Below are 21,415 nucleotides of genomic sequence, written 5' to 3' on the forward strand. Positions count from 1 at the left end.
ACTCCCTCTCCTGCGGACGAATCATGACTTCCTTCAAAACGTGGGCCGCCGTTCTCTTGGGAGCCTTGCTGTTGGGGAGCGGCCCGGTCCAGGCGGCCTCCACGCGGGATGCGGTGCGCGCCACGGGCACGTTGTTGTGGGGCGCCGATGCCGAAGGCGGCGCGCCCTATGTGTTTCCCGATCCCGCCAACCCGTCCCAGCTCATCGGCTTCGAAGTCGATCTCGCCGACGCCCTCGCCGCCGAGCTCGGCGTCACCGCGCGCATGGTGCAGAACGACTGGGGGTCACTGATCCCGGCACTCCAACGCGGCGATTTCCACATGGCCATGAACGGCCTCGAATGGACCGAAGAGCGGTCCCGCGCCGTGGCGCTCACCCGGCCCTACTACATCTACCAGCAGCAACTGGCGGTGCGCGCGGAGGATACGCGTATTGAGACGGTGAGCGATCTGGCCGGCATGACCGTCGGCACGCTGGTGAACTCCGTCGCTCAATCCATCCTGAAACAAACAAACGGTGTGACGGTGCGCGTGTACCCCGGTCAGGTGGAGCCGTACCGTGACCTCAAGCTGGGACGGCTCGATGCGGTGTTCCTGGATCTGCCGATCGCGCAGCACTACGCCGCTCCCGACCCGGCGCTGCGCTTTGCCGGGCCGCCGGTGGGCGAGGGGCTGTACGTGATCGCCGTCCACAAGGGCGACGCCGAATTTGTGGAGACGCTCAACGCCATTTTGAAAAAGTTGTATGACGACGGCACGCTGCAATCCATTTATCAAAAATGGGGGCTGTGGAACGACCGCCAGTTGGCGCTGGCGGCGACCGATCACAGCGCGCGGCGGGTGATCGACGTGGCGGAGGGCATGGCCATGCAGCATTACCTCGTGATCCTGTTGCAGGGTGCGGGCATGACGGTGATCATTTCGATTCTCGCCATGGCGCTGGCCGTGGCGTTGGGACTGGCGTTGACCGGCATGCGGCAGTTGGGCGGACCGATCCTGCGCGGACTGGCGGTCACGTACATTGAGATTGTGCGCGGCACGCCGCTGTTGCTTCAACTCTACATCATCTATTACGGGCTGCCCAATGTCGGCATCCGCCTCGACGCCTTCACCGCCGCGGTGGTGGGACTGGGCATGAACTACGCCGCGTATGAAGCGGAGGTGTATCGCGGCGGGTTGAAAGCCGTGGCGAAAGGGCAGTGGGAGGCGGCGTTGTCGCTGGGCATGACGCCGTTCATGATCTACCGCCGCATCCTCATCCCGCAGGCGGTGCGCGTGGTGCTGCCGCCGGTCACCAACGATTTCATTTCGCTGTTCAAGGACACGTCGCTGGTGTCCATCATCGCCATCGTCGAGTTGACCAAGAGTTACAACATGCTGGCCGTGTCGTCGATGCGCTTTCTGGAATTGGGACTGCTCACCGGTCTGTTGTACCTGATGATGGCGTTTCCGCTTTCGCTGTTGTCCACGCATCTGGAGAAGAGGTTGAAGACCGCATGATCCACGTCGAGGGCCTGACCAAACGCATCGGTGAGCACACGCTTTTGAGTGGCATCGATCTCGACGTGCCGTCCGGCGGCGTGCATGTGGTGATCGGCCCCTCCGGCGCAGGCAAGAGTTGCCTGCTGCGTTGCATCGCCGCGCTGGAATTGTTTGAAGCAGGCCGCGTGCGCGTCGGCGACCTGGAGATTGCGGGAACCGAAACCGGCGGCCACCGCGCCCCGGACCCGCAACGCGTGCGCGCCCTGCGCATCCGCGCCGGCATGGTGTTCCAGCAGTTCAACCTGTTTCCGCACATGACGGTGCTGCAGAACCTGATCGAAGCTCCCATGCAGGTGCTGGGTGTGCCGCGGGCCGATGCCGAAGTGCGGGCGCGTGCCCTGCTCGGCAAGGTGCATCTGCACAATCTGTCCAACCGCCATCCCGGAGACCTCTCCGGCGGCGAGCAGCAGCGTGTCGCCATTGCCCGCACGCTGGCGATGAACCCCGACTGCGTGTTGATCGACGAACCCACCTCGGCGCTCGATCCGGAAATGGTCGGCGAAGTGCTGCGCGTTTTGCGCGAGCTGGCGGATGAAGGCATCACCATGCTGATCGTGACGCACGAGATGGATTTCGCCCGCAGCGTCGCCGACCGGGTGGTGATGCTCGACCGCGGCGAGGTGGTGGAAGAGGGCGCGCCCGCGGAGTTTTTTTCGCGGCCGCAAACCGAACGCGCCCGAAATTTTTTAAAAAGGCTTCTGGAACGCTGATATACTTGGTGGCTTCTTGCGGCACGGGAACGAACCTCTATAATTGCAAGGTATGCAGACAGACGACAAACAACGCGGTTTCTGGGCTTCCCGCCTCGGCTTCATCCTCGCCGCTTCCGGTTCGGCAGTGGGGCTGGGCAACATCTGGAAGTTTCCTTATATTACGGGCGAGAACGGGGGCGGCGCGTTCGTCCTCATTTATCTCGTCTGCATCTGCGTCGTCGGCCTGCCCATCATGTTGTGCGAGTTCACCATCGGCCGCCGCACCCATCTCAACCCCGTCGGCGCTTTCAATGCATTGAAACCGGGCACGCCGTGGGTCGCGGTCGGGTACATGGGGGTGCTGGCGGGATTCCTCATCCTGTCGTTTTACGGCGTCGTCGGCGGCTGGACACTGGCCTACGTCGTCAAGTCGCTGACGCATGTCGTGGACCACTTCGCCTCGTCGGCGGAAGCGGGCGCATTTTTCGGCGCGTTCATCGCCAACACCGGCGAGATCCTGATGTACCACACGATTTTCATGATGCTGTGCATGGCCATCGTGATCAAGGGGGTGCATGGCGGCATCGAGCGCGCCTGCGACATTTTGATGCCGACTCTGGTGATCATGCTGATGCTGTTGATGATCCGTTCGCTCACCCTGCCCGGCGCGATTGAGGGCGTGAAGTTTTACCTGTACCCCGACTTCAGCAAGATCAGCGGGCAGACCGTGCTGTTGGCGATGGGGCAGGCATTCTTCTCGCTCAGTCTCGGCATGGGATGCCTCATCACCTACGGCAGTTACCTGTCGTCGAAAGAGAACCTGACCTCCTGCACCCTCTACGTCGTGATGTTCGACACCTTCATCGCGCTCTTGGTGGGGATGGTGATTTTTCCGGCGGTCTTCGCCATGGGACTGGAGCCGGAAAGTGGACCCAGCCTGGTGTTCAACGTGTTGCCCGCCGTGTTTTCCAGCATGCCGTTCGGCACCGTTGTCTCCGTCATCTTTTTTGCATTATTGGCCATCGCCGCCTTCACCTCAGCCATTTCACTTTTGGAATCGGTGTCGGCGTACTTCATCGATCAAAAAGGCTGGCCGCGCAACAAGGCAGTGATCACCACCGGAATCATCATCTACCTGTTCGGCATTCCTTCCGGGTTGTCCTTCGGTCTGATGAAGGATGTGACCTTTTTTGGCATGACCTTTTTCGACCTGGTGGACACCATCTCCTCGAATTACCTGTTGCCGCTGGGTGGCATGCTCACCGCGATTTTTGTCGGCTGGATCTGGGGCACGAAAGAAGCGCACCGGGAAATCGAGCGGCACGAGACCACCTTCCACTGGGCCCGGTATTGGGAGTTTGCTTTGAAATACATCAGCCCCGTCGCCGTCGCCATTGTCTTCATCACGCACTTCATTCCCGCCGACTGACCCCCCCGGCGTCGGCATTGGTTTTCCGAAAAAGGACCGGGCCGCAAGGCGCGGCATGTCCCCCCCGGAGAGAGGGCCTGAAAAGGTTCCGGCGGGTTTGACATTCGGCGCGCGTCCCTTATAATAACAGAAGGTGTAAATTTATAGGGTCTGCGGTGCAGGACTCTAACGCTTTTTGATTGAATTGCTTAAATCTGTTTTGCCGGGAAAAGGCTTTTGTTTTGTCTGCAAACATGGGAAAATCTTAGCTCCATGGGGAGGTGGGTTCCGTTTACCTAAGTCGATGGTCTGAGAGACTTGTGGATTCAGGATGCCCCCATAAGCATCGGAGATGGAAGGCACTCAAAACCTTTTGCAGGCAAGCCGGATGACTTGATAATTTCTCCAACATTTCTTTATGATTGAGGGAGGAGACGGGATTGAGGAGCTCCGGTGGAAAAATTTAAACAGTATATAAAACAAAACCTCAGCGAGGTGATCATCCTGAGCATCCTGCTCGGGGTGGTGGCGATCAATTATTTCATCTACTCGAAGATCGCCTTCCTCGACATGTTTTACCTGCTGGCGGTGCTGGCCGGGTATTACATCGGTCGCCGCTTTGCCGTACTGGGCGCGTTCCTCGCCATTCTGCTGGTCTGGTACTTTCTTCTTGCCAATCAGGACCAGCCGATCACCCTCGAAAGCCGTTTTGACTTCAACATGAACATGACGGTCTGGGCGTCGTTTTTGATCCTGGCGGCGTGGCTGATCGGCACCCTCACGGAAAATCTGCGCAAGGAATTGAAAGAGAGCAACCGCCTGCGGGAAGACATGCAGCGCGACCGCGTTTTGTTGAACATCACCAACGCCCGCCTGAATGAGTACACGCAACATCTGGAAGCCAAGGTGGCCGACCGCACGCGCGAACTGGAGCAGAACAACAAGGACCTGCAGAACTTCGCCGCCATCGCTTCGCACGATTTGAAAGAACCGCTGCGTAAAATCGTCGCCTACAGTGAAATGATCGAGCAGCAGCAGCCCGAAATCGCTCACGAAATCGATTCCTTCCTGCAGCGCATGCGCAAGGCCGTCACCCGCATGGAAAACCTCATCGACGGGTTGATGAAGCTGTGCCGGGTCACGCAGAGCGTGCAACTGCTGGAGGAAACCGATCTCAACCGCGTGCTGCGGGAAGTGGTGCAGGACCTGGAAGTCCGCGTGATCGAAACCAAGGCGGAAATCAAGGTCAACCGGTTGCCGGTCATGAATGCCGATCCGTTTCAGATGCAGCTGTTGTTCCGCAATCTCATATCCAATTCGCTCAAGTACTGCCGGAGCGATACGGCGCCCAAAATCGCGATCGGGGTGTTCAGTGAGGATGAAGACGATTACGAGTTTTACGTGGAGGACAACGGCATCGGCATTCCCCGCGAAAACATGGGGATGATTTTTGAGCCGTTCGAGCGCCTGCATTCCCGCGACAAGGTGGAAGGCTCGGGCATTGGCCTGGCCATCTGCCGGCAGGTGGTGGATCGTCACAAAGGCGAATTGAAAGTGGAAAGCGAAGTCGGCCGCGGCACCCGCTTTATCATCCGCCTGCCCAAAAAAGAAATCACCCGCGTCGCAGCCGCCTGACTCCCACCACAAGGAACAGGGACTCCGCGATCAGGTCCCTGCGGAAAAATAAATCAGTACGTACAAGCCCACCATCAGGCAGGACAGCATCCACACCGCTCCCAGAAACAGGTTGGAGATCAGGAGGTACCGCTGCGGCAGCGGCACGCCGGATGCGATGGATTTTTTGGTCAACCCGATGCCGACCCAGCCGAGCGGTATCAGAAAGAACAACGCCACCAGTCCCAGCGGTGCGCCGACGTCAAACAGGGCGTGGTGCACGTCGAACCCCTGATCCCCCACCACGAGCAACAGAGTGACAACCGCCACAGCGTTGAGGGCGGTGTGGATCCAGAAGACCGGCGACTGCCTGAAAGTGGGTTTGGCGGGCGTCATGATGCGGCGAACCTCTGCGGCAAAGCCGTGCGCCACGGGTTTTGGAGCCGCCCCGGTTTCCGCTGTGAGCCGGGATCGGATTTGGTACACTGGCAGTATGCCCATCCGATCCGAATGGAGGTTGTCATGAAACGAATGATCGGGATGCTCCTGTTATGCCTGCTGGCGACGGGGCCGGTGTCGGCCGCCGCGTCCAGTATAAAATGCGACCCGCCTTACGAACCATCCAATATCGTCGAAGTCCTGTTTTTTTATCCGGGCACCATGAAGTACCTGGCGCATGGTCCCGACGCCTGCCGCGCGCAGTTTCGGGACGCGCTCAAGCCGGTGGTGAAGGACACGTGGCTGTTGTCGGAAGGCTGCATCGAGGCCACGCTGAAAGACATCGACAATTCGTACGCAGGAAACTTGAAACCGCAATGGCAGGATGCCGCAACGATTCCTCCGGAAAAACCTTCGTGGGAACAGGCCGGCCAGACCCCGGCGCCGGGCCGGCGGTTGAGCGTTTACGCGGCGGAGAAACGGCTGCCCGAGCCGATGAGATTTTTAGAGGGGACAACCACTTCGTTGTGCCCGGCATCCGTCGTTTCCACGTAGCCGATGCCATGGCAGGAGATGCTGTGCTGCTTGCAGATCTTCTGCACCGCTTCGGCGTCGTTGGCATGCTCGACCACGATGCAGAAGCCGACGCCCATGTTGAACACCTCGTACATTTCCGCATCGGTGATATCGCCGCGCTGCTGGATCAGTGAAAATACCGGCGGCACGTCCGGCACCGGATCGATGACGAAGCGGATGTTTTGGGTCTGCACGCGCAGCAGGTTCAGCAGTCCGCCGCCGGTGATGTGCACGAGGGCCTTGAGGTCGATGCCCGCCTCAAACATCTCCAGCACCGGCTGCACGTAAATGCGCGTCGGTTCCAGCAACTCCGCGCCCAGTGTGCGGTCCAGCGCCGATTCGTACTGATGCACGCGTTCCTGCTGCATCTCCGGCGTCTCGCCCAGAAGCACGCGGCGTGCCAGGGTCAGGCCGTTGCTGTGTACGCCGCTCGCCGCCAGTCCCAGGATCAGGTTGCCCGGCTGGATGTGCTGGCCGGTGTTGATGCGGTCGAGGTGGATGTGGCCGAGCGCCGCGCCGATGAGGTCGATGCCGGTGATGATCTCGCCGATCTGCGAAATCTCGCCACCGGAAATGCTGATGCCCGCCTGCCTTGCGCCTTCGGCCAGTCCCTGCCCCAGTTGATCGAACACGTGCGCTTCGATGTGCGAGCAGGCGATGTAGTCCACCATGCTGATGGGACGCGCGCCGATGCAGATGAGGTCGTTGACATTCATGGCCACGCAGTCGATGCCGATGGTGTCGTATTGGTTCAAAAGTTCCGCCACGCGCATCTTGGTGCCGACGCCGTCGGTGCACAACGCCACGCCCTGGCCGTTGCCGAGGTCGATGACGTTGGCGAAATAACCGATGTCGGCCTTCACGGGAAACTGGGTGTTGAACTGCCGGGTGGGCAGAACGTGTTTCAGCAGGTGGCCGAGCGCGGTCTCCGCGCCGGTCTGGCTGACGCCGCTTTCTTCGTATTTGGAGGTGTGGGCTGGGTTTGAGTTCGGCATGATGGGGTCTGAGGTTGATCGATTCGCGCACACTATATCATCATTGCGGGGCCGGTTGAATCTTTTTGGGAGCGGCAAGCAGCCCCCATCCGCAGACGCCGAGATTGAGCGCGAGCCCCCACACGCCGGAATGGATGCCCCACACTTTCGGCAGGTTGACCGCCGCGAGACCCAGATCGCCGGCGAAGTTCAGCCCCACCGCCAGCAGCGACCCCGCCCCCAGTCCCGCCAGCACGGTGCGGGCGTTCAAGCGGTCGCTGTGCACGCCCAGATAAAACGCGGGCACGCATTGCAGCAGCAGGTCGAACTTGATTTTGAGCAGTTGAATGAGCGTGCCGTCATAACCCAGCGCCAGCGCGGTGATCGGCGCCATCAGCACCCAGGTCAAAATTTTACCGACGCGGGTCAGGTGCGCCTGCGTCGCGTCCGGCCGCACGTACTGGCCGTACAGATCCTGCGTCAGCATGGAACTGATGCTGAGCAGCGCCGAGTCGGCGGTGGACATCACGGCGGCAAGGATCGCCGCGAAAATGAACACCACCAGCCAGTAACCGAATGCCGAGGCCTGCATCACCTCCCGGCACAACAGGGCCAGCACGGTTTCCGAAGGCACCACCGCCTCGCCGGTCTTGGCCAGGAACAGGCGATCGAGGTCCGGGTGGTGCGCCGCCATCAGCACACCGATCAGGACGGCGATCACCGCCGTGAGCAAGGGCATGACCCCCATCACCGCCAGCGACCGTTTCAAGGTGCCGCCGTTTTTCGCGGCGTAGGTGCGTTGCAGTGCCTGCGGATAAATGGCGCCGCCCAGACCAACCATCACAATGAAACTCAACCAGGTGCGGGCGCCTTCGGCGGTCGGCGGTTCGATTTTATGCCGCGTTACCGGGTCGGCCGCCAGGGTGTCGAGCGCCGCCGGCAGGTTCCCCATCTGCGTGAAGGCGAGGAACATGAGCAGCACGAAGCCGGTCATCAGGATGCCACCCTGGATGACATCGGTCCACGCCACGCTGCGCATACCGCCCAGCGATTCATACACCAGCATGATGAGGGCCAGGCCGACCACACCGACCCACATCGGGATGCGTCCCTGCGAGATGCCCGCGAACGCGGTGCCCAGCGTCTTCATCTGCGCCAGTGTGAAGTTGCACAGCACATAGACCATGATGAGCGTCACCGCGATGCGCAGCGCGTGGCTGCCGAAGCGGTGGTAGATGTAATCGCCCGGCGTGATGAAGTTCTGCTGATGGCTGATGCGATGCAGGCGCGGCGCGAAGATGAGGTAGGCGATGACGATGGCGGTCATGAAGTGCACGCACACCAGAAAGCGCAGGCCTTCGCGGTAGGCGGCGCCACTGAATCCGAACAGCGTGTTGCCGCTGTATTGCGTGGCGTACAGCGTCAACACCAGCACGAGGAAACCCATCTCGCGCCCGCCCAGGAAAAAATCGTTGAGGCTGTCCTCTTTCCGGCGCGAGTACGCATACCCGCCGATGGCGAGCAGCGACAGGATGTACACTGCGACGACCAACAGCGCGCCGGGGCCGAAAGGCAGGTCCGTCATGCGGCGGAGTCCTCGTCGTCATCGGGGTTCTTCCAGACAAAGAGCGTCACCCAGGCGATGAAGCCGCTGGTGACCACGCTGACCAGCAACGCAAACGCCGCCCACGCCGGCACGCCGAACCAGCGTCCCGCGAGCGGCCACACCGGCAGCATGGCGACGATCAGCAACAGGAACACGCCCCACACCCAGCGGGGCAGCAGGGCATCGCTTACCGTATGGGAGGTGGGTTTTTGACTGGAAGATGGTTTGCTCATTATCCAAGATGCAAAACTTTTGATGGAAAGGAGAGAACGCAGTGGGTTCCACGTTGAAGATTAATTGAGTGATAGCCCTTACGGATACACGCCCATTTCGAGATAACTGTTGGCGATCTTTTCGATGGCGATGGCCATGGCGGCGATGCGGTACGACTCGACGTTCTCGTGCCGCCAGAAATACTCGCGCATGTGTTGAAACGCCTCGCGCATGGTGTCGTCAAGACCGGAAAGCACCAGTTCTCCCTCACCCGGCCCCACCATCAGTTTGGCGGCGAGAGTGCCTTCGATCTTATGGCCGTTGCTTTCCAGCGCCTGGATGAGCAGTTCGTTCTGCGTTTCCTCCCAGCGCCGTGTCATGCGCCCGAAGCGGATGTGCGACAGGTTTTTGATCCACTCGAAGTAGGAGACGATGACGCCGCCGGCGTTGAGATAGATGTCGGGGATCAGCCACACGCCGCGTTTGCGCAGTACGGTTTCGGCGTCGAAGGTGACCGGACCGTTCGCCGCTTCGGCGATCAGCTTCGCCTGGATGCGCGGCGCGTTTTCCAGCGTGATGACGCCTTCCATGGCGGCGGGGATGAGGATGTCGCAGGGTTCTTCCAGCAGGTCGCGCCCGTCGTCGTAAAACTGTTCGCAGCGGAAGCCTTTGACGCCGCCGTGCACGTTTTTGAATTCGGACACTTCATCGACGTTGAGTCCGGCGGAGTCGTACAGGCCGCCGTCCCATTCAATGATGCCGACGATCTTGGCGCCGTCTTCGTCCTGCAATATTTTGGCGGCGTGGTAACCGACGTTGCCGAGCCCCTGCACGATGACGCGTTTGCCATCGAGCGTGCCTTCGAGGTGCGCCTGTTTTTTGTCTTCCGGATGGCGGAAGAATTCGCGCAATCCGTACACCGCGCCACGCCCGGTGGCCTCGACGCGGCCGCGGATGCCGCCTGCCGATACGGGTTTGCCGGTGACGCAGGCGAGGTGATTGATGTCGGTCGGCCGGTGCTGGATGTAGGTGTCGGCGATCCACGCCATCTCGCGCGGGCCGGTGCCCATGTCCGGCGCGGGCACGTTCAGCGCCGGGTTGATGAGGTCTTTCTTGATCAACTCGTACGCGAAGCGGCGGGTGACGCGCTCGAGGATGTCCACTTCGTATTTTTTGGGATCGATCACGAGGCCGCCCTTGGAGCCGCCGAAGGGCACATTGACCAGCGCGCATTTGTAGGACATCAATGCCGCCAGCGCTTCGACTTCGTCCTGCGTGACCATTTCCGAAAACCGGATGCCGCCCTTGACCGGCAGCTTGTGGTTGCTGTGCACGGCGCGCCAGCCGATGAAACTCTCGAAGCGACCGTGAATGCGTACCGGAAACCGCACCTGGTACACGTTGACCGCGCCTTTGACGAAGTAGGCGAGCCCTTCCGGGATGTCCAGCGTGGCGGCGGCGAGGTCGAACGACAGGTTGACGTTTTCGCGGAAACTTTTCTCCTGCGTGGTCACCTTGGACATGAGTGTCCTCTCCCCTGTGATTAGTGTCCGTTTATCAATGTAAATCGCTTCCGTTCCGCTTTACAGGAAAAAATGACCCGCGTGGGGAATTTGTCTTTTCAGGCCCGCTCTTTTTTTCACTTAAAGAGCTAAACATAGATTCTTCGCTGCGCTCAGAATGACAGCGGGCGTGGCCCGCGGCAAACAAACCTACGGGCCAGGGTTCGCCCACCGGACATCACCCAGTTGACTCCCGGTTCAGCCGGGTCATTCTGAGAAGCCGCAGGTGACGAAGAATCTATGGGTTGCTGTCATTCTCAGGACAGCGCTTCCCGGCTCCACGGAAAGGGGTTGGTACGTGGTAATATGGAAACCGTTTCGGACCGGCTCGTTTCTTGCCAAAGGAAAGGATTCATGCAGCAACGCACGCACGAGTTCGCTGTCGCCACACGGGGACGCGGATTGCACAACATCAACGCCACACTGGTGGACTGGACGGCGGAGCAGGGGATGACGACGGGCCTGCTGACGGTATTCCTGCGGCACACCTCGGCGTCGCTGGTGATCCAGGAAAACGCCGACCCCGACGTGCTGCACGATCTCGACCGGTACCTCACGCGGCTGGTGCCTGACGGCGATCCGCAATACCGGCACGATGCCGAAGGGCCGGACGACATGCCCGCGCACATCCGCGCCGCGCTCACGCAAACGCAGATCGCCATTCCGATTCTGGGCGGGCGGCTGGCGCTCGGTACCTGGCAGGATGTGTACCTGTTCGAACACCGCACCCAGCCGCATCGGCGTAAAATCGTTCTGCACCTGCTGGGCGAATAAAATCCGCGAACTCCGCCGTGCGAATACGGCTTGACCGGGCCCGGCAATCCTTTACACTAAACAAACCCGGATCACAGCCGATAGAGAAGCATGAAGCGCTTCGATGTCATCGCTATGACCCCCGATGTGCCCTCTTTAAACAGCCAGCCGGAGTTGATCGTGGAGGCCAGAACCAAAAGGAGATGGTTGCAGATCCTTTCTGTGACCTTGTTGCTGCTGGGCGGGTTCGGCTATTACGTGTACTTCACGAACAACCCGTTGCAGCTGGTGTTTGTCGAGGAACTGAAAAAAGACAATTTTCTCGCCGCCTCGCGCTTCAACGATGCCAGAGAATACTATCAGCAGGGCAGGTGGGAGGAAGCCATGTCCACACTGGCGCCCCTGCTGAACAACGAGACCACCAACCCGGAGTACCTGGCTCTTGGCGCGTGGCTCAGTTATAAGTTTGACCGTTACCCGCGCGCCCTGGAGTTGGCGGAGAAGACTCTGGCGCTGGAACCCGACCGGGCGCGTGAGCAGGCGCTGGTCGGGGCCTGCTACCTGGCGGGAGGGGAAGTGGATCGCGCCATCGAATATTCAAAGCAGGCGGTGCGGCTGGACCCGAACCTGACCTTGCCGTACCTGACGCTGGGTGAAATCCTGATGCGGCAGGACCGCGATGCCAAAGCCGTCCTCGTGATCAAGCGTGGCGCGCGCAACAATCCCCGTTCCATCAAGGCGTGGAACCTGTTGAGTTCCGCCTACCTGAAAATGGAACGGCTGGACAAGGCCATCCTGGCCGGGCAGGCGGCGCTGGATCTCGACCCCAAATCGGCGGAAGCGCATTACAACCTGTCACGCGCTTTTTACAAGCAGCAGGAGTCCGGTCCCGCCATCCGTCACATCCAGTTGGCGGAGGATCTGTATGAGGCGCGCGGCGACAAAAACTGGACTGCGCAGGCGCGCCAGGCCAAGGACGTCATGCTGGAACATTTCAAGATGCGCCCGCAGGATATTTTTCAGTGACGGCACGGCGGCCGGCGCGGTAAGGTGGGGGCAAGGAGCAGACCATGAACGATTCCACGCAGGACGAAAATGGCAGTTGTGATGTGCCGATGGACCCGGCGGAGCGCCATTTCAAAAAAGCCTGGCAGCTGCGCCGCGCCAAAAAGCTGGACGAAGCCATCACCGAATTCGAAGCCTCGCTGACTTACCAGCCGGATCACCCGGCGACGCATTTCAACCTGGGACTGGTGGCCGACCAGATCGGGCAGGGCGTCAAGGCCGTGCGCCATGCCGAAAAGGCGCGCGATCTGTTCCTGCAAAAGAACGACCCCTCCAAGCAAGCCACCGCACAACGCCTGCTCAACAAACTCTACCGCAAATACCCGGAGCTGGCCCCCGGCGCTTCATGATCCTTCTTTGAAAGGTGGGAAGACCGGCTCCCCTTTCTCCGAAGGCCGGACCACGCCCGGAGGGATGGGAGGGGTTATCCAATGACCTTCCTTTTTGCTCATATGGCCTTCTCTCTCAACAAAGGAGCAAACCGAAACCCATAGATTCTTCGTCGCTCCCGCTCCTCAGAATGACAACGCCACCTGAATTGTCATTCTGAGCGTCAGCGAAGAATCTATGTTTGTGGGTTTAGGCATCGAGATCCTTCACTACCGTTCAGGATGACAGCGGAAGAATCCCCCTGGCCCCCTTTGCAAGGGGGGATCTTAAAATCTCCCTCATCCCTAAGACTTTCAGGCACAAAAAAAATGGGAGACCTTGAGAGGCCTCCCATCTCTTGCAGACGTTTTCGTCTGCCGCTCCATTTCAAGAACCCACCCTTGGCGGTCAGCTCTTTTCCTGTTGCACGAACTGAAAGCGGCGGATGGTCAGCGCGGCGACGATGACCGCGACCATGAATCCGCTCAACGCGGCGCCGCCCAGAATCAACACTACGGAAATCGGGATGTTGGACAGAATCCATTCCAGCAGGGTGTGCAGTCCCAGCCATGACTCGGGGCTGGTCATCCAGCCATGCAGGGCCGTGCCTTCGAACAGAAACGTCCAGACCATCATCAACGGCATGAACTGCCAGTCACCGGCCTGCAACCACAGGATCACCTGGTAGAGCAGGAGACCGGTGCCGATCGCACCGATCAGCATGCCAAATCCCCACAGGGCGAAACTGATGCCGCCGCAGACGTAGTCGAATGCGGTGAACTTGCCGTATAAAAATTTGATCTCCTCTTTCATGCGCTCCCAGCTTTTCCAGAAACCTTTCTGCACAAGAAACTTGAGTGCGTCGGTGAGGTCTGTCAGAAAAGCACGGGTGGTCTCGGCGCCTTTCACCATGTCCTTGGCCATCTTCGGTCCTTCGGCCATGGTTTCCTGATACATCGTTTGTTTGGTCGTCATGTGTGATGCCCCCCTTTCACCGTAGCGGCAAGTTACGGGACAAAGAATAATAGTCACCTATTATAAGATTAGCCCGGGCAGCGCCCGGATCGCAATATCCCTTTGTACTATTTAGATGAAATCGCACCCGCCGCGGTGCAAGCTTTTCCGGGAAATCATTTGGCAAACTGATATTGAAAACCCTTCTCACCCGCGTGGCGGGGGCAAGCGGCTATTGCCCGGTGGTCTCTGCGATGGTCCGTGGGCGCGGACTGCGTCCGAGGCAAATGGCTACTGCCCGGCAGTCCCGGCGAGGGTCAACGGGCGCAATTTTGAACGTGTGGTGGGGGATTGCTGTTGAATTAACGAAGATTGGATGGAGGACAAATCCGGTCCCCCCTTGTAAAGGGGGCCGGACCCTGTCCGGGGAGAGCACTTCCCTCCTCCCCTTTTTACGGGGCACTCAAGGAGTGACGGGCTGGGTGGGGTTGCTTTTTGGTTTCTCTAAAGGAGGAAAGCTCCAAAACCTCCCCTCAGTCCCCTCCTTGGTAAGGAGGGGAGAAAACAGGGCGGGTGATGGATCGGGAGCCGGTTCTCTTCCTTGCAAGGGGGACCGGGCGCATTCCCAATACAAACCGTTCCCTCTGGACGTGGTCCAGTGGATTTGCTTTTTCCCGGTGTGGGGAAAATGGTATGGTGTGGGTGCGAAGGGAACCGCTATCTATCAATGTGTTGGGGTTTATTTATGACGGATGGGACGATGATCGCAGGCCACGCCACGCCGCAGGGCACGGCACACTACAAGGACCGGTTTGAATTGCAGTGCGGGGAAGGGCATTTCCAGCAGGCGGGGCCGCTGTGGTGGTCGTCGGTGGGCATCGGCACGTATCTCGGCAATGCGGATGAGGACACGGACGACCTGGTGTATCAGTCGATCGTGACGTGCATGGGTGCGGGCATCAATGTGGTCGATTCCGCCATCAATTACCGCGGCGAACGCGGCGAGCGCTGTGTCGGCCGGGCGCTGGCAGAGCTGGTCGCGCAGAAAACGGTGCGGCGCAATGAAGTGATCGTGTGCTCGAAGGGTGGATTTTTACCGCAGTCGCTGGGCGTCGAGTGGTTCGAGGAAACATACGGCAAGGACGAGGTGCCGGGCATCGGCATGGACGATCTGGTGGCGGACTGTCATTGCATGCACCCGCTGTTTTTGGAGGACCAACTGGAGCGCAGCCGCGCCAACCTCGGCCTCGAAACCATCGACGTCTATTACGTGCACAACCCGGAAACGCAGTTGGGCAACGTGTCTGACAAGGTGTTCTACGACCGTTTGGAAAAGGCGTTTGCGTTTCTGGAGCAGGCGGTGCAGGACGGCCGCATCCGGGCTTACGGCCTGGCGACGTGGAATGGGTTGCGCTTGCCGCCGGGGCAGGCCAAGCATATCTCGCTGGAACGCGCCAAGAAGATCGCGCAGTCGGTGAGCGATAGCGGCGCGGACCATTTCGAATACGTGCAGCTGCCGTTCAACCTGATGATGCGCGAAGCGGTGGGCAAACCCACGCAGCCTTTGAACGGCAAGACCACGTCGGCGATCGTTGCGGCGCGGGATCTGGGGTTGATCCCGGTGATCAGCGGGTCGATCGGGCAGGGCAAGCTGGAGCCGCTCTCCGAACAGCAACGGCACCTGTTCGGCGACGATGCGTTCAACGATCTGCAACGGGCGTTGCAGTTCACGCGCAGCACGCCGGGCATCGCCGCCGCGCTGGTCGGCATGAAGAAGCTGTTTCACATCGAGGAAAACCTGGCGGTATGCCGGCACGAGCCGTTAGGCGGCCCTCAGTTCAAGGCGGTGTTTCAATCCTTGTGATAAAGTACATCCCCCCTATGCCCGCTCCCGGTGTATCCCGCCAAAATGTTTTCTGTCGAAACTACTTTAAAAATAAGGTTTTACGGGAATTTCAACAAAAAAATGTAGAGAACTCTACAAAAATCTAGAAATTTTCAGGAAATCGTTTATACTGCGCCTTCTCAGGTTGACAAGGCATACCAATATAATTTCCGGTTCCCGTTCTGGGGATGGCCGGGGTTGTTTTGAAAACAATCTGAAATAATTAAGAAACCCGGTATTCCAGATGGGGGAGGGGAACTTTGTCTGGAAATCGGTGTGGTGCCGCTGTGGGTGACGCGTGCCCTGAAAACTGTTTAGCCCCCTCCTGATTAGGTGCTCCACCTGCAACTCAAGTGCGGTCTAAAAAACATCAAACCGTTCTAAGCACACGTCCGTTTTAAGCACACGTGTCTCGATGAAAGAGCACAGGGAAGGCACACCTATTTTAGTGCTCACTTCGGGACCCCTATACTATAGCCAGAGCGCCCAGCTCCTGTCAAACAAAAATTAATTATCTTGGTGTCGCAATATAAAAAAGTTGACTTGAAGGTGGTGGGCCAGCGCATCCGTGGTCTGCGCGGTTCCCAGAGCCAGCTGGTGTTTGCGCGTAAGCTGAACGTGCACCAGGTGGACATCAGCCGGCTGGAGCGGGGAGAAACCGTGAACCCGTCGCCGGAGCTGCTGCTGAACATCTGCCGCCTGCAGGATCCGCCCATCCACATGGAATGGCTGATTTCCGGCGAGGGCAGGAAGACGAAGGGCCGGGTGCAGGAAGACCCGGAGGCGTACCAGGCCGGGAGCGAAGAAGCGGAGTTTGTGTATCTGTCGCAATTGTACCAGGCGTCGGGAGTGGGGTTGCGGGAATCGCTGGATCACCGCGCGGTGGTGGACCACCTGGCCTTCAAGAAAAAATGGGTGCAGGACACCTTGCAGGTGCCGGAAGAAAAATTGCTTTTGATTGAGGCGATGGGCGACAGCATGGAACCCACGCTGTACCATGGCGACCTGCTTCTCATCGACGCGTCGAGGGATCAAATGCGCGATGACGGCATCTATTGCTTCCGCACGCCGAACGAGGAAGTATGGATCAAGCGCCTGCAATCGATCCCGGGGGAAGGCCTTGCCGTCAAATCCGACAACCCAAAATACGAGGCGTTCACCCTGTCCGAAGCCGAGAAAAAACGTTACGCCATCATCGGCCCGGTCGTCTGGATCGGCCGCAAATTTTAGATCGTCTCATCCTGACCCGTGCGCCGTCTCTGTGCGCGCCCTTCCGGGTTGCCCGTCTAGGGAAACTCCACGATGCGTACGGCCTGCTTGAGGTTGAGAAACTTCGCACTCAGGCGCAGCCCGGCCTGCAGTGTGTTCTTGAGGTTGATGTGCAGGCTGTAGCGCAGGCCCGATCCGTTTGCAACCGGCGTCAGCACGAATTGAATCATCCCTCCGTTCTGCGAAAACCCTTCGATCTCGCTGATCGTCACCACCGGCAGGTTTTGGATATGTGGGCTCAATGTGTCCCAGCGGTCTTTTTCCGACGGCAACACATAGAGCAGATGGCAGGGGCGGATGGACTCGATCATCTCGGATTCGTCAGATAAAAAAGGCAGGAGGCCCTTACGCAGGATGTTCAGTTGCACCGGCCGGCCCTGAATGTGGAAATCGGTTTCGACGATCAGGCGGTCGATGCGCCGCGCCATGCCTTCCACATCGTGACCCAGCATGCAGAAGGTGAGAGGCTGCTCCGGGTTTTTCAGTGTCCCCAGCGGCCAGGTTGTGTATTCGGCGATGTAGCGCATGTAGGCCACTTTCAGCGCGGTGGCCTTTTCCGAGTCCAGGGTTTCCCGGCTCTGGACCTCCCTCAGGGATGCAGGCTGTGCCCCGGACAGCAGCAGCCATCCCGCGAGGTACAGCAAAGCCGTCCACCATTTCCAGGATGCATGCTGTGCTGCCGGTCGTTTCAGCATGGCATCAATACCTCCAGATCACCTGACCGAAGACCGAGCGTTCGATCAACGACAGGTCGGTGGTCTGCGCCGTGCCGGTGGCGAATTCCAGGTGATGCGGATCGAGCAGGTTGCGGCCGACCACGCTGAGTTCGAGCGACTGCATGGGACGCCAGCCCAGCCTGAGGTCCACGCGCGTGTAGCCTTTCATCTTCATGCCATTCGACGAAATGGAATCCACGTAATACAGCATCTGATCGAATTCGAATTTGTGGGGCAGGTCGATGTGGGAACGCAGGTTGAACTGGTACGCCGGGTCCACATGCTCTTCCTGGCTCAGGACGGCGTCGCGGCTCCCCGGTTCCAGTTTCAGGTTCATGTCAAACCAGGTGAACGCGGTTTTGAACCGCCACCAGTCCAGCGGGCTCCAGTTGAGCGCGGTTTCGACGCCGTAGGTGTATCCCGATTTGCGGTTGCGGAAGAGGAACGGCACCACGGCGTGCGCGGGCGCGGGCGTGGGTTCGACAAACGCGGCGCCTTGTTCCAGCGTCCGCAGGTTTTCATAGAAGTTCATGAAGGTGGCGATGTCGATCCACAGCGAGGGTTGCGGCTGCACGCGGTAACCCAGCTCGAACGCCAGCAGGTCCTCCGACTCAAACCCGTTCTGCCCAATCAGAGCCAGGGTGGCGGGGCCCGCAGGCGGTGGCTGGTTGACGCGCAGGGAGTCGTCGGCGCGGGACGGAATGCGCACCGCGCGCGACACCGCGCCCCATACGGTGTGCTTCGGATTGGGCGTCCACAGCAGGCGGGCGCTCGGCTGGTATTCGAAGCCGGTGTAGTTGTTGAACGAGAATTTGCTGCCCACCGTCAGCGTCCAGCGGTCGGGCACCAGGCGGATCTCGTCCTGCACGAAGGCACTGGTGATGTAGCTCAGGCGCCGGTCCGGATCGAATTGGAAACCTAGCGTGTTCTCAAATGAATCGTCGTAGAAACGCTGGCCGATGCCCCAGGTGAGTTCCTGGCCCGGCGTCATGCGGAACCGGTGCTGGAAATCGAGATCGTAGGTGTCGATGGTCACATCCTCGACCTGGAACGTGCGCCGGTGCTGGCGGTTGTAATAAAACTGAAGCGAGAAGTCGGAATCGGCGTTCAGCCTGTGCTTCCAGCGGGCGAGGAACATGCCGCCGTCGATCTTCCAGTTGTCGCGCAGCACCCCGCCCTGGGGCGGGGTGAAGGAGACGAACCCGTTCAGGCTGCGGCGCTCCAGCGCGCCGTCGTAATAGTTGCCGGCGAAGGTGAAGGTGTCCGCCGGGGTGCGGTCCCAGTCCAGCCGGAAGCCGCCGCGCCCCACCCGGTAATCGTCCACGCCGTCCATGCCCTGCATGGTGTCCAGCGGTGCGCGTTGCACGTATTTGCCCCATACCCGGTACGAGGTTTCCGGGTTCACCTGCGTGCCGTAGCGGAAAGAGTCGATGTTCTGCACCATGGTGCCGCCGCCGACGCTCACCTGGCTGCCCTGCGTGCGGTGCGCGGTTTTGGTGATGATGTTGATGACGCCATTGACCGCATTGACTCCCCACAGCGCCGCGCCCGGGCCGCGAATGACTTCGACGCGTTCGATGTCCTCCATGATGAGGTCCACCTCATCCCAGAACACCCCGGCGAACAACGGCGTGTACAGTGAGCGGCCATCGATCATTACTTGCAGCTTGTTGGCGAAGCGGTTGTTGAAACCGCGCGCGGAAATGGCCCAACTGGCGGAATCGATCTGCGCCACCATCATGCCCGGCACCAGGCGGAGGGCTTCCTGCACGCTGGTGGCCCCGGTGCGGCGCAGGTCATCGCCGGTGATGACGTAGATCGCCGATGCGGCTTTGTACAGAGGTTGTTCCTTTTTGGCAGGCGAGGTGACGGTGATCTGGAACAATTCCTCCAGAGGGACTTCCATTAAAGAATCGAGCTGGCCTGTAAACCGGGGAGCCGGAAGCGCCGTCGCATCGCCAGGCTCTGCCTGGAGGGGCAATGCCTGTGCTAAAATGCCGGCCACAAGCAGAATGGGGAGCCAAACAAGCCGGATGATTCGGTCAGTCATACGCGGTGCCTTGGCCATGCCAGAGCAGGGGCATCGGGATGGCGGTGTAGGGGTTTTCAATATTCAGGCCAGCATTCAAAATCAGATTAAAGACTCTCTCGAAAGGGGTTCCTCTCATGCCCGTCTTGAATAGCCGGATACTGGATAACCAGTTGAAACTTTATTACAAAAGGAGCCTCTCCGCAGGAGCCGGATGAACTCCGGGCCGGTTCCAGGCAATCGGGGTCAATTATTGCGGATTTTTCGGTTGAGGGAAACCCTATTTCCCACAAAACCGAATTTTTGTGGCAGCAACCCGCAGCAAGGCGTGCCCCGGAGGACCGTCGGCTGGGGCGGAAGGCATCCGCATGCGGGTGCCAGGCATTCCGGGTTTGCGTTTGTCCCGGTTGCCGGTATGCTTCCCGGTTCAGGCAGTTGAATCAGAAGTCCCCTTTACAAGGATGGCATCATGGCGATATCGAAAAAAGTGCTGGGATTCATGGAGCGGGCTTCGTGGATTCGCAAGATGTTCGAGGAAGGCATCCGGCTGAAACAGGAGTTCGGCGCAGACAACGTCTTCGATCTGTCGCTGGGCAACCCGGTGGCGGAGCCGCCGCAGGCAGTGAAGGACGCGCTCCTGGCCGCGGCGCAGGACCCCACACCGGGCCGCCACCGCTACATGCCGAACGCGGGTTACGCCGATGTGCGCGCCACCATCGCGCACGCGTTGTCCGAGGAATGCAAGGTGGCGTTGGGCGCCGACGACATCGTCATGATCTGTGGCGCCGCCGGCGGGCTCAACATCGTGCTCAAAACCCTGCTCGACCCCGGTGATGAGGTGATCGTGTTCGCGCCGTATTTCGTCGAATACCTGTTCTATGCCGACAACCATGGCGGCAAGGCGGTGCCGGTGAACACGAAGCCGGATTTTTCCATCGATTTCGAGGCGCTGGCCGCCGCCATCAACGACCGCACCAAGGCGGTCATCATCAATTCGCCCAACAACCCCACCGGGGTCGTGTACACACGCGAGGCGATGGAAGAACTGGCAGCGGTGCTTAGGCGGCAGTCGGAACAACGCGGCCGCCCGATTTATCTGATCGCCGACGATCCGTATAAAAAAATCGTGTTCGACGGCGAACAGACGCCGAACCCGATCGAGGTGTACGCGCACAGCCTGTACATCACCTCGCATTCGAAAGACCTCGCCGTGCCGGGCGAGCGCATCGGCTACGTGGCGGTGCATCCGGAGTGCGCCGACGCGGCGAATGTGATGGCCGGGCTGATTTTCTCAAACCGTGTTCTGGGATTCGTCAACGCCCCGGCTTTGTTTCAACGCGTGGTCAAAGAGGTGCAGCAGGTGACCGTGGACGTGGACGCTTACAGGCGCCGCCGCGACCGCCTGTATGCCGAGTTGACGCGCATCGGTTACGACGTGGTGCGTCCCGGAGGTGCGTTTTATTTTTTCCCGAAATCGCCGCTGGCCGATGAAATCGAGTTCATCGAGATCCTGACGGCGAAGAAAGTGCTGGTGGTGCCGGGGCGGGGCTTCGGCGCGCCGGGTTATTTCCGTCTTTCGTACTGCTTTCCGGATGCGGTCATTGAGGGCGCGCTGCCGGGACTGGAGGCGGCCTTTCAGGAGGCCCAAAACCGGTAATTGCCGATGCGGGAGAATCCAATTGCGGTTTCCGCGCATCCAACAATTTGATAGAATACAAGCAATCATTTCCATCCAGACAAACCATTCACTG

General features: G+C 59.8%; 19 protein-coding genes. 11 read left to right on the forward strand and 8 right to left on the reverse strand.

Translation table 11 applies throughout. The features are described from left to right. Window positions 1-23 precede the first annotated feature (23 nt). The 4 genes from QML71_RS01650 (at window position 24) to QML71_RS01665 (ending at window position 5,276) form a co-directional block, all read left to right on the forward strand. Window positions 24-1,499, forward strand: a complete 1,476-nt coding sequence (locus QML71_RS01650) for an ABC transporter substrate-binding protein/permease (RefSeq protein WP_282010157.1) — start codon at window positions 24-26, stop codon at window positions 1,497-1,499. Continuing rightward, window positions 1,496-2,251, forward strand: a complete 756-nt coding sequence (locus QML71_RS01655) for an amino acid ABC transporter ATP-binding protein (RefSeq protein WP_282010158.1) — start codon at window positions 1,496-1,498, stop codon at window positions 2,249-2,251. Before QML71_RS01650 ends, QML71_RS01655 begins: the two co-directional genes overlap by 4 nt. Window positions 2,252-2,303: 52 nt before the next feature. Further along, entirely contained in the window at window positions 2,304-3,662 is a 1,359-nt protein-coding gene (locus tag QML71_RS01660; RefSeq protein ID WP_282010159.1) for a sodium-dependent transporter, read from the forward strand. Between the two features lie 432 nt (window positions 3,663-4,094). Next, window positions 4,095-5,276 carry a sensor histidine kinase gene (locus QML71_RS01665; RefSeq protein ID WP_282010160.1) on the forward strand — a complete coding sequence of 394 codons (1,182 nt, stop codon included), beginning with the start codon at window positions 4,095-4,097 and terminating at the stop codon, window positions 5,274-5,276. A gap of 30 nt (window positions 5,277-5,306) precedes the next feature. Here QML71_RS01665 and QML71_RS01670 read toward each other — a convergent pair whose 3' ends face one another. Continuing rightward, window positions 5,307-5,756 carry a hypothetical protein gene (locus QML71_RS01670; protein ID WP_282010161.1) on the reverse strand — a complete coding sequence of 150 codons (450 nt, stop codon included), beginning with the start codon at window positions 5,754-5,756 and terminating at the stop codon, window positions 5,307-5,309. Between the two features lie 21 nt (window positions 5,757-5,777). On the opposite strand from QML71_RS01670, the gene QML71_RS01675 reads away from it, so the two are divergent. After that, the gene (locus tag QML71_RS01675; RefSeq protein ID WP_282010162.1) at window positions 5,778-6,248 is read left to right on the forward strand and encodes a hypothetical protein; all 471 of its coding nucleotides are present in this window, start codon (window positions 5,778-5,780) and stop codon (window positions 6,246-6,248) included. Here the strand turns inward: QML71_RS01675 and purM are convergent. From purM to QML71_RS01695, 4 genes are all read right to left on the reverse strand, one after another. Continuing rightward, on the reverse strand, window positions 6,158-7,264 hold the full coding sequence (gene purM, locus QML71_RS01680; protein ID WP_282010163.1) for a phosphoribosylformylglycinamidine cyclo-ligase: 1,107 nt from the start codon (window positions 7,262-7,264) through the stop codon (window positions 6,158-6,160). The two genes, QML71_RS01675 and purM, sit on opposite strands and share 91 nt — an antisense overlap. A 40-nt stretch (window positions 7,265-7,304) precedes the next feature. Next, entirely contained in the window at window positions 7,305-8,828 is a 1,524-nt protein-coding gene (locus QML71_RS01685; protein ID WP_282010164.1) for a sodium:solute symporter family protein, read from the reverse strand. After that, entirely contained in the window at window positions 8,825-9,082 is a 258-nt protein-coding gene (locus tag QML71_RS01690) for a hypothetical protein (protein WP_282010165.1), read from the reverse strand. The genes QML71_RS01685 and QML71_RS01690 overlap by 4 nt, the downstream gene beginning before the upstream one ends. A 78-nt stretch (window positions 9,083-9,160) precedes the next feature. After that, the gene (locus QML71_RS01695; protein WP_282010166.1) at window positions 9,161-10,585 is read right to left on the reverse strand and encodes a Glu/Leu/Phe/Val family dehydrogenase; all 1,425 of its coding nucleotides are present in this window, start codon (window positions 10,583-10,585) and stop codon (window positions 9,161-9,163) included. A 393-nt stretch (window positions 10,586-10,978) separates the two neighbouring features. On the opposite strand from QML71_RS01695, the gene QML71_RS01700 reads away from it, so the two are divergent. From QML71_RS01700 to QML71_RS01710, 3 genes are all read left to right on the forward strand, one after another. Next, entirely contained in the window at window positions 10,979-11,398 is a 420-nt protein-coding gene (locus tag QML71_RS01700; protein WP_282010167.1) for a secondary thiamine-phosphate synthase enzyme YjbQ, read from the forward strand. Between the two features lie 90 nt (window positions 11,399-11,488). Continuing rightward, window positions 11,489-12,403, forward strand: a complete 915-nt coding sequence (locus QML71_RS01705) for a tetratricopeptide repeat protein (RefSeq protein WP_282010168.1) — start codon at window positions 11,489-11,491, stop codon at window positions 12,401-12,403. A gap of 44 nt (window positions 12,404-12,447) precedes the next feature. After that, on the forward strand, window positions 12,448-12,792 hold the full coding sequence (locus QML71_RS01710) for a tetratricopeptide repeat protein (RefSeq protein ID WP_282010169.1): 345 nt from the start codon (window positions 12,448-12,450) through the stop codon (window positions 12,790-12,792). A 427-nt stretch (window positions 12,793-13,219) separates the two neighbouring features. Here the strand turns inward: QML71_RS01710 and QML71_RS01715 are convergent, their stop codons facing one another. Further along, window positions 13,220-13,786, reverse strand: coding sequence for a hypothetical protein (locus tag QML71_RS01715; protein ID WP_282010170.1), 567 nt, complete (start codon window positions 13,784-13,786; stop codon window positions 13,220-13,222). 739 nt (window positions 13,787-14,525) lie between these two features. On the opposite strand from QML71_RS01715, the gene QML71_RS01720 reads away from it, so the two are divergent. Together QML71_RS01720 and QML71_RS01725 are read left to right on the forward strand one after the other, a co-directional pair. Continuing rightward, window positions 14,526-15,629: an aldo/keto reductase gene (locus QML71_RS01720; protein WP_282010171.1), complete on the forward strand. Its 1,104-nt coding sequence runs from the start codon at window positions 14,526-14,528 to the stop codon at window positions 15,627-15,629. A gap of 540 nt (window positions 15,630-16,169) precedes the next feature. Continuing rightward, a complete protein-coding gene (locus tag QML71_RS01725; protein WP_282012568.1) occupies window positions 16,170-16,880 on the forward strand; it encodes an XRE family transcriptional regulator in 711 nt (236 codons plus the stop codon). Window positions 16,881-16,936: 56 nt separating this feature from the next. Here QML71_RS01725 and QML71_RS01730 read toward each other — a convergent pair whose 3' ends face one another. Together QML71_RS01730 and QML71_RS01735 are read right to left on the reverse strand one after the other, a co-directional pair. After that, a complete protein-coding gene (locus tag QML71_RS01730; protein WP_282010172.1) occupies window positions 16,937-17,614 on the reverse strand; it encodes a YfiR family protein in 678 nt (225 codons plus the stop codon). 4 nt (window positions 17,615-17,618) lie between these two features. After that, window positions 17,619-19,685: a TOL_0244 family TonB-dependent receptor gene (locus QML71_RS01735; RefSeq protein WP_282010173.1), complete on the reverse strand. Its 2,067-nt coding sequence runs from the start codon at window positions 19,683-19,685 to the stop codon at window positions 17,619-17,621. Between the two features lie 448 nt (window positions 19,686-20,133). Between QML71_RS01735 and QML71_RS01740 the strand changes: the two genes are divergently transcribed. Then, window positions 20,134-21,321: a pyridoxal phosphate-dependent aminotransferase gene (locus QML71_RS01740; RefSeq protein WP_282010174.1), complete on the forward strand. Its 1,188-nt coding sequence runs from the start codon at window positions 20,134-20,136 to the stop codon at window positions 21,319-21,321. The last annotated feature ends 94 nt before the right edge of the window (window positions 21,322-21,415 follow it).

It is taken from the genome of Nitrospina watsonii, assembly GCF_946900835.1.
GTDB classification, from domain to species: domain Bacteria; phylum Nitrospinota; class Nitrospinia; order Nitrospinales; family Nitrospinaceae; genus Nitrospina; species Nitrospina watsonii.

Coding starts and splice junctions, on each gene's coding strand:
- QML71_RS01710 (WP_282010169.1), top strand. CDS start 12,448: ATGAACGATTCCACGCAGGACGAAAATGGCAGTTGTGATGTGCCGATG.
- QML71_RS01695 (WP_282010166.1), bottom strand. CDS start 10,585: ATGTCCAAGGTGACCACGCAGGAGAAAAGTTTCCGCGAAAACGTCAAC.
- QML71_RS01650 (WP_282010157.1), top strand. CDS start 24: ATGACTTCCTTCAAAACGTGGGCCGCCGTTCTCTTGGGAGCCTTGCTG.
- QML71_RS01660 (WP_282010159.1), top strand. CDS start 2,304: ATGCAGACAGACGACAAACAACGCGGTTTCTGGGCTTCCCGCCTCGGC.
- QML71_RS01670 (WP_282010161.1), bottom strand. CDS start 5,756: ATGGGCATACTGCCAGTGTACCAAATCCGATCCCGGCTCACAGCGGAA.
- QML71_RS01720 (WP_282010171.1), top strand. CDS start 14,526: ATGATCGCAGGCCACGCCACGCCGCAGGGCACGGCACACTACAAGGAC.
- purM (WP_282010163.1), bottom strand. CDS start 7,264: ATGCCGAACTCAAACCCAGCCCACACCTCCAAATACGAAGAAAGCGGC.
- QML71_RS01655 (WP_282010158.1), top strand. CDS start 1,496: ATGATCCACGTCGAGGGCCTGACCAAACGCATCGGTGAGCACACGCTT.
- QML71_RS01675 (WP_282010162.1), top strand. CDS start 5,778: ATGAAACGAATGATCGGGATGCTCCTGTTATGCCTGCTGGCGACGGGG.
- QML71_RS01705 (WP_282010168.1), top strand. CDS start 11,489: ATGAAGCGCTTCGATGTCATCGCTATGACCCCCGATGTGCCCTCTTTA.
- QML71_RS01730 (WP_282010172.1), bottom strand. CDS start 17,614: ATGCTGAAACGACCGGCAGCACAGCATGCATCCTGGAAATGGTGGACG.
- QML71_RS01735 (WP_282010173.1), bottom strand. CDS start 19,685: ATGACTGACCGAATCATCCGGCTTGTTTGGCTCCCCATTCTGCTTGTG.
- QML71_RS01685 (WP_282010164.1), bottom strand. CDS start 8,828: ATGACGGACCTGCCTTTCGGCCCCGGCGCGCTGTTGGTCGTCGCAGTG.
- QML71_RS01700 (WP_282010167.1), top strand. CDS start 10,979: ATGCAGCAACGCACGCACGAGTTCGCTGTCGCCACACGGGGACGCGGA.
- QML71_RS01690 (WP_282010165.1), bottom strand. CDS start 9,082: ATGAGCAAACCATCTTCCAGTCAAAAACCCACCTCCCATACGGTAAGC.
- QML71_RS01740 (WP_282010174.1), top strand. CDS start 20,134: ATGGCGATATCGAAAAAAGTGCTGGGATTCATGGAGCGGGCTTCGTGG.
- QML71_RS01715 (WP_282010170.1), bottom strand. CDS start 13,786: ATGACGACCAAACAAACGATGTATCAGGAAACCATGGCCGAAGGACCG.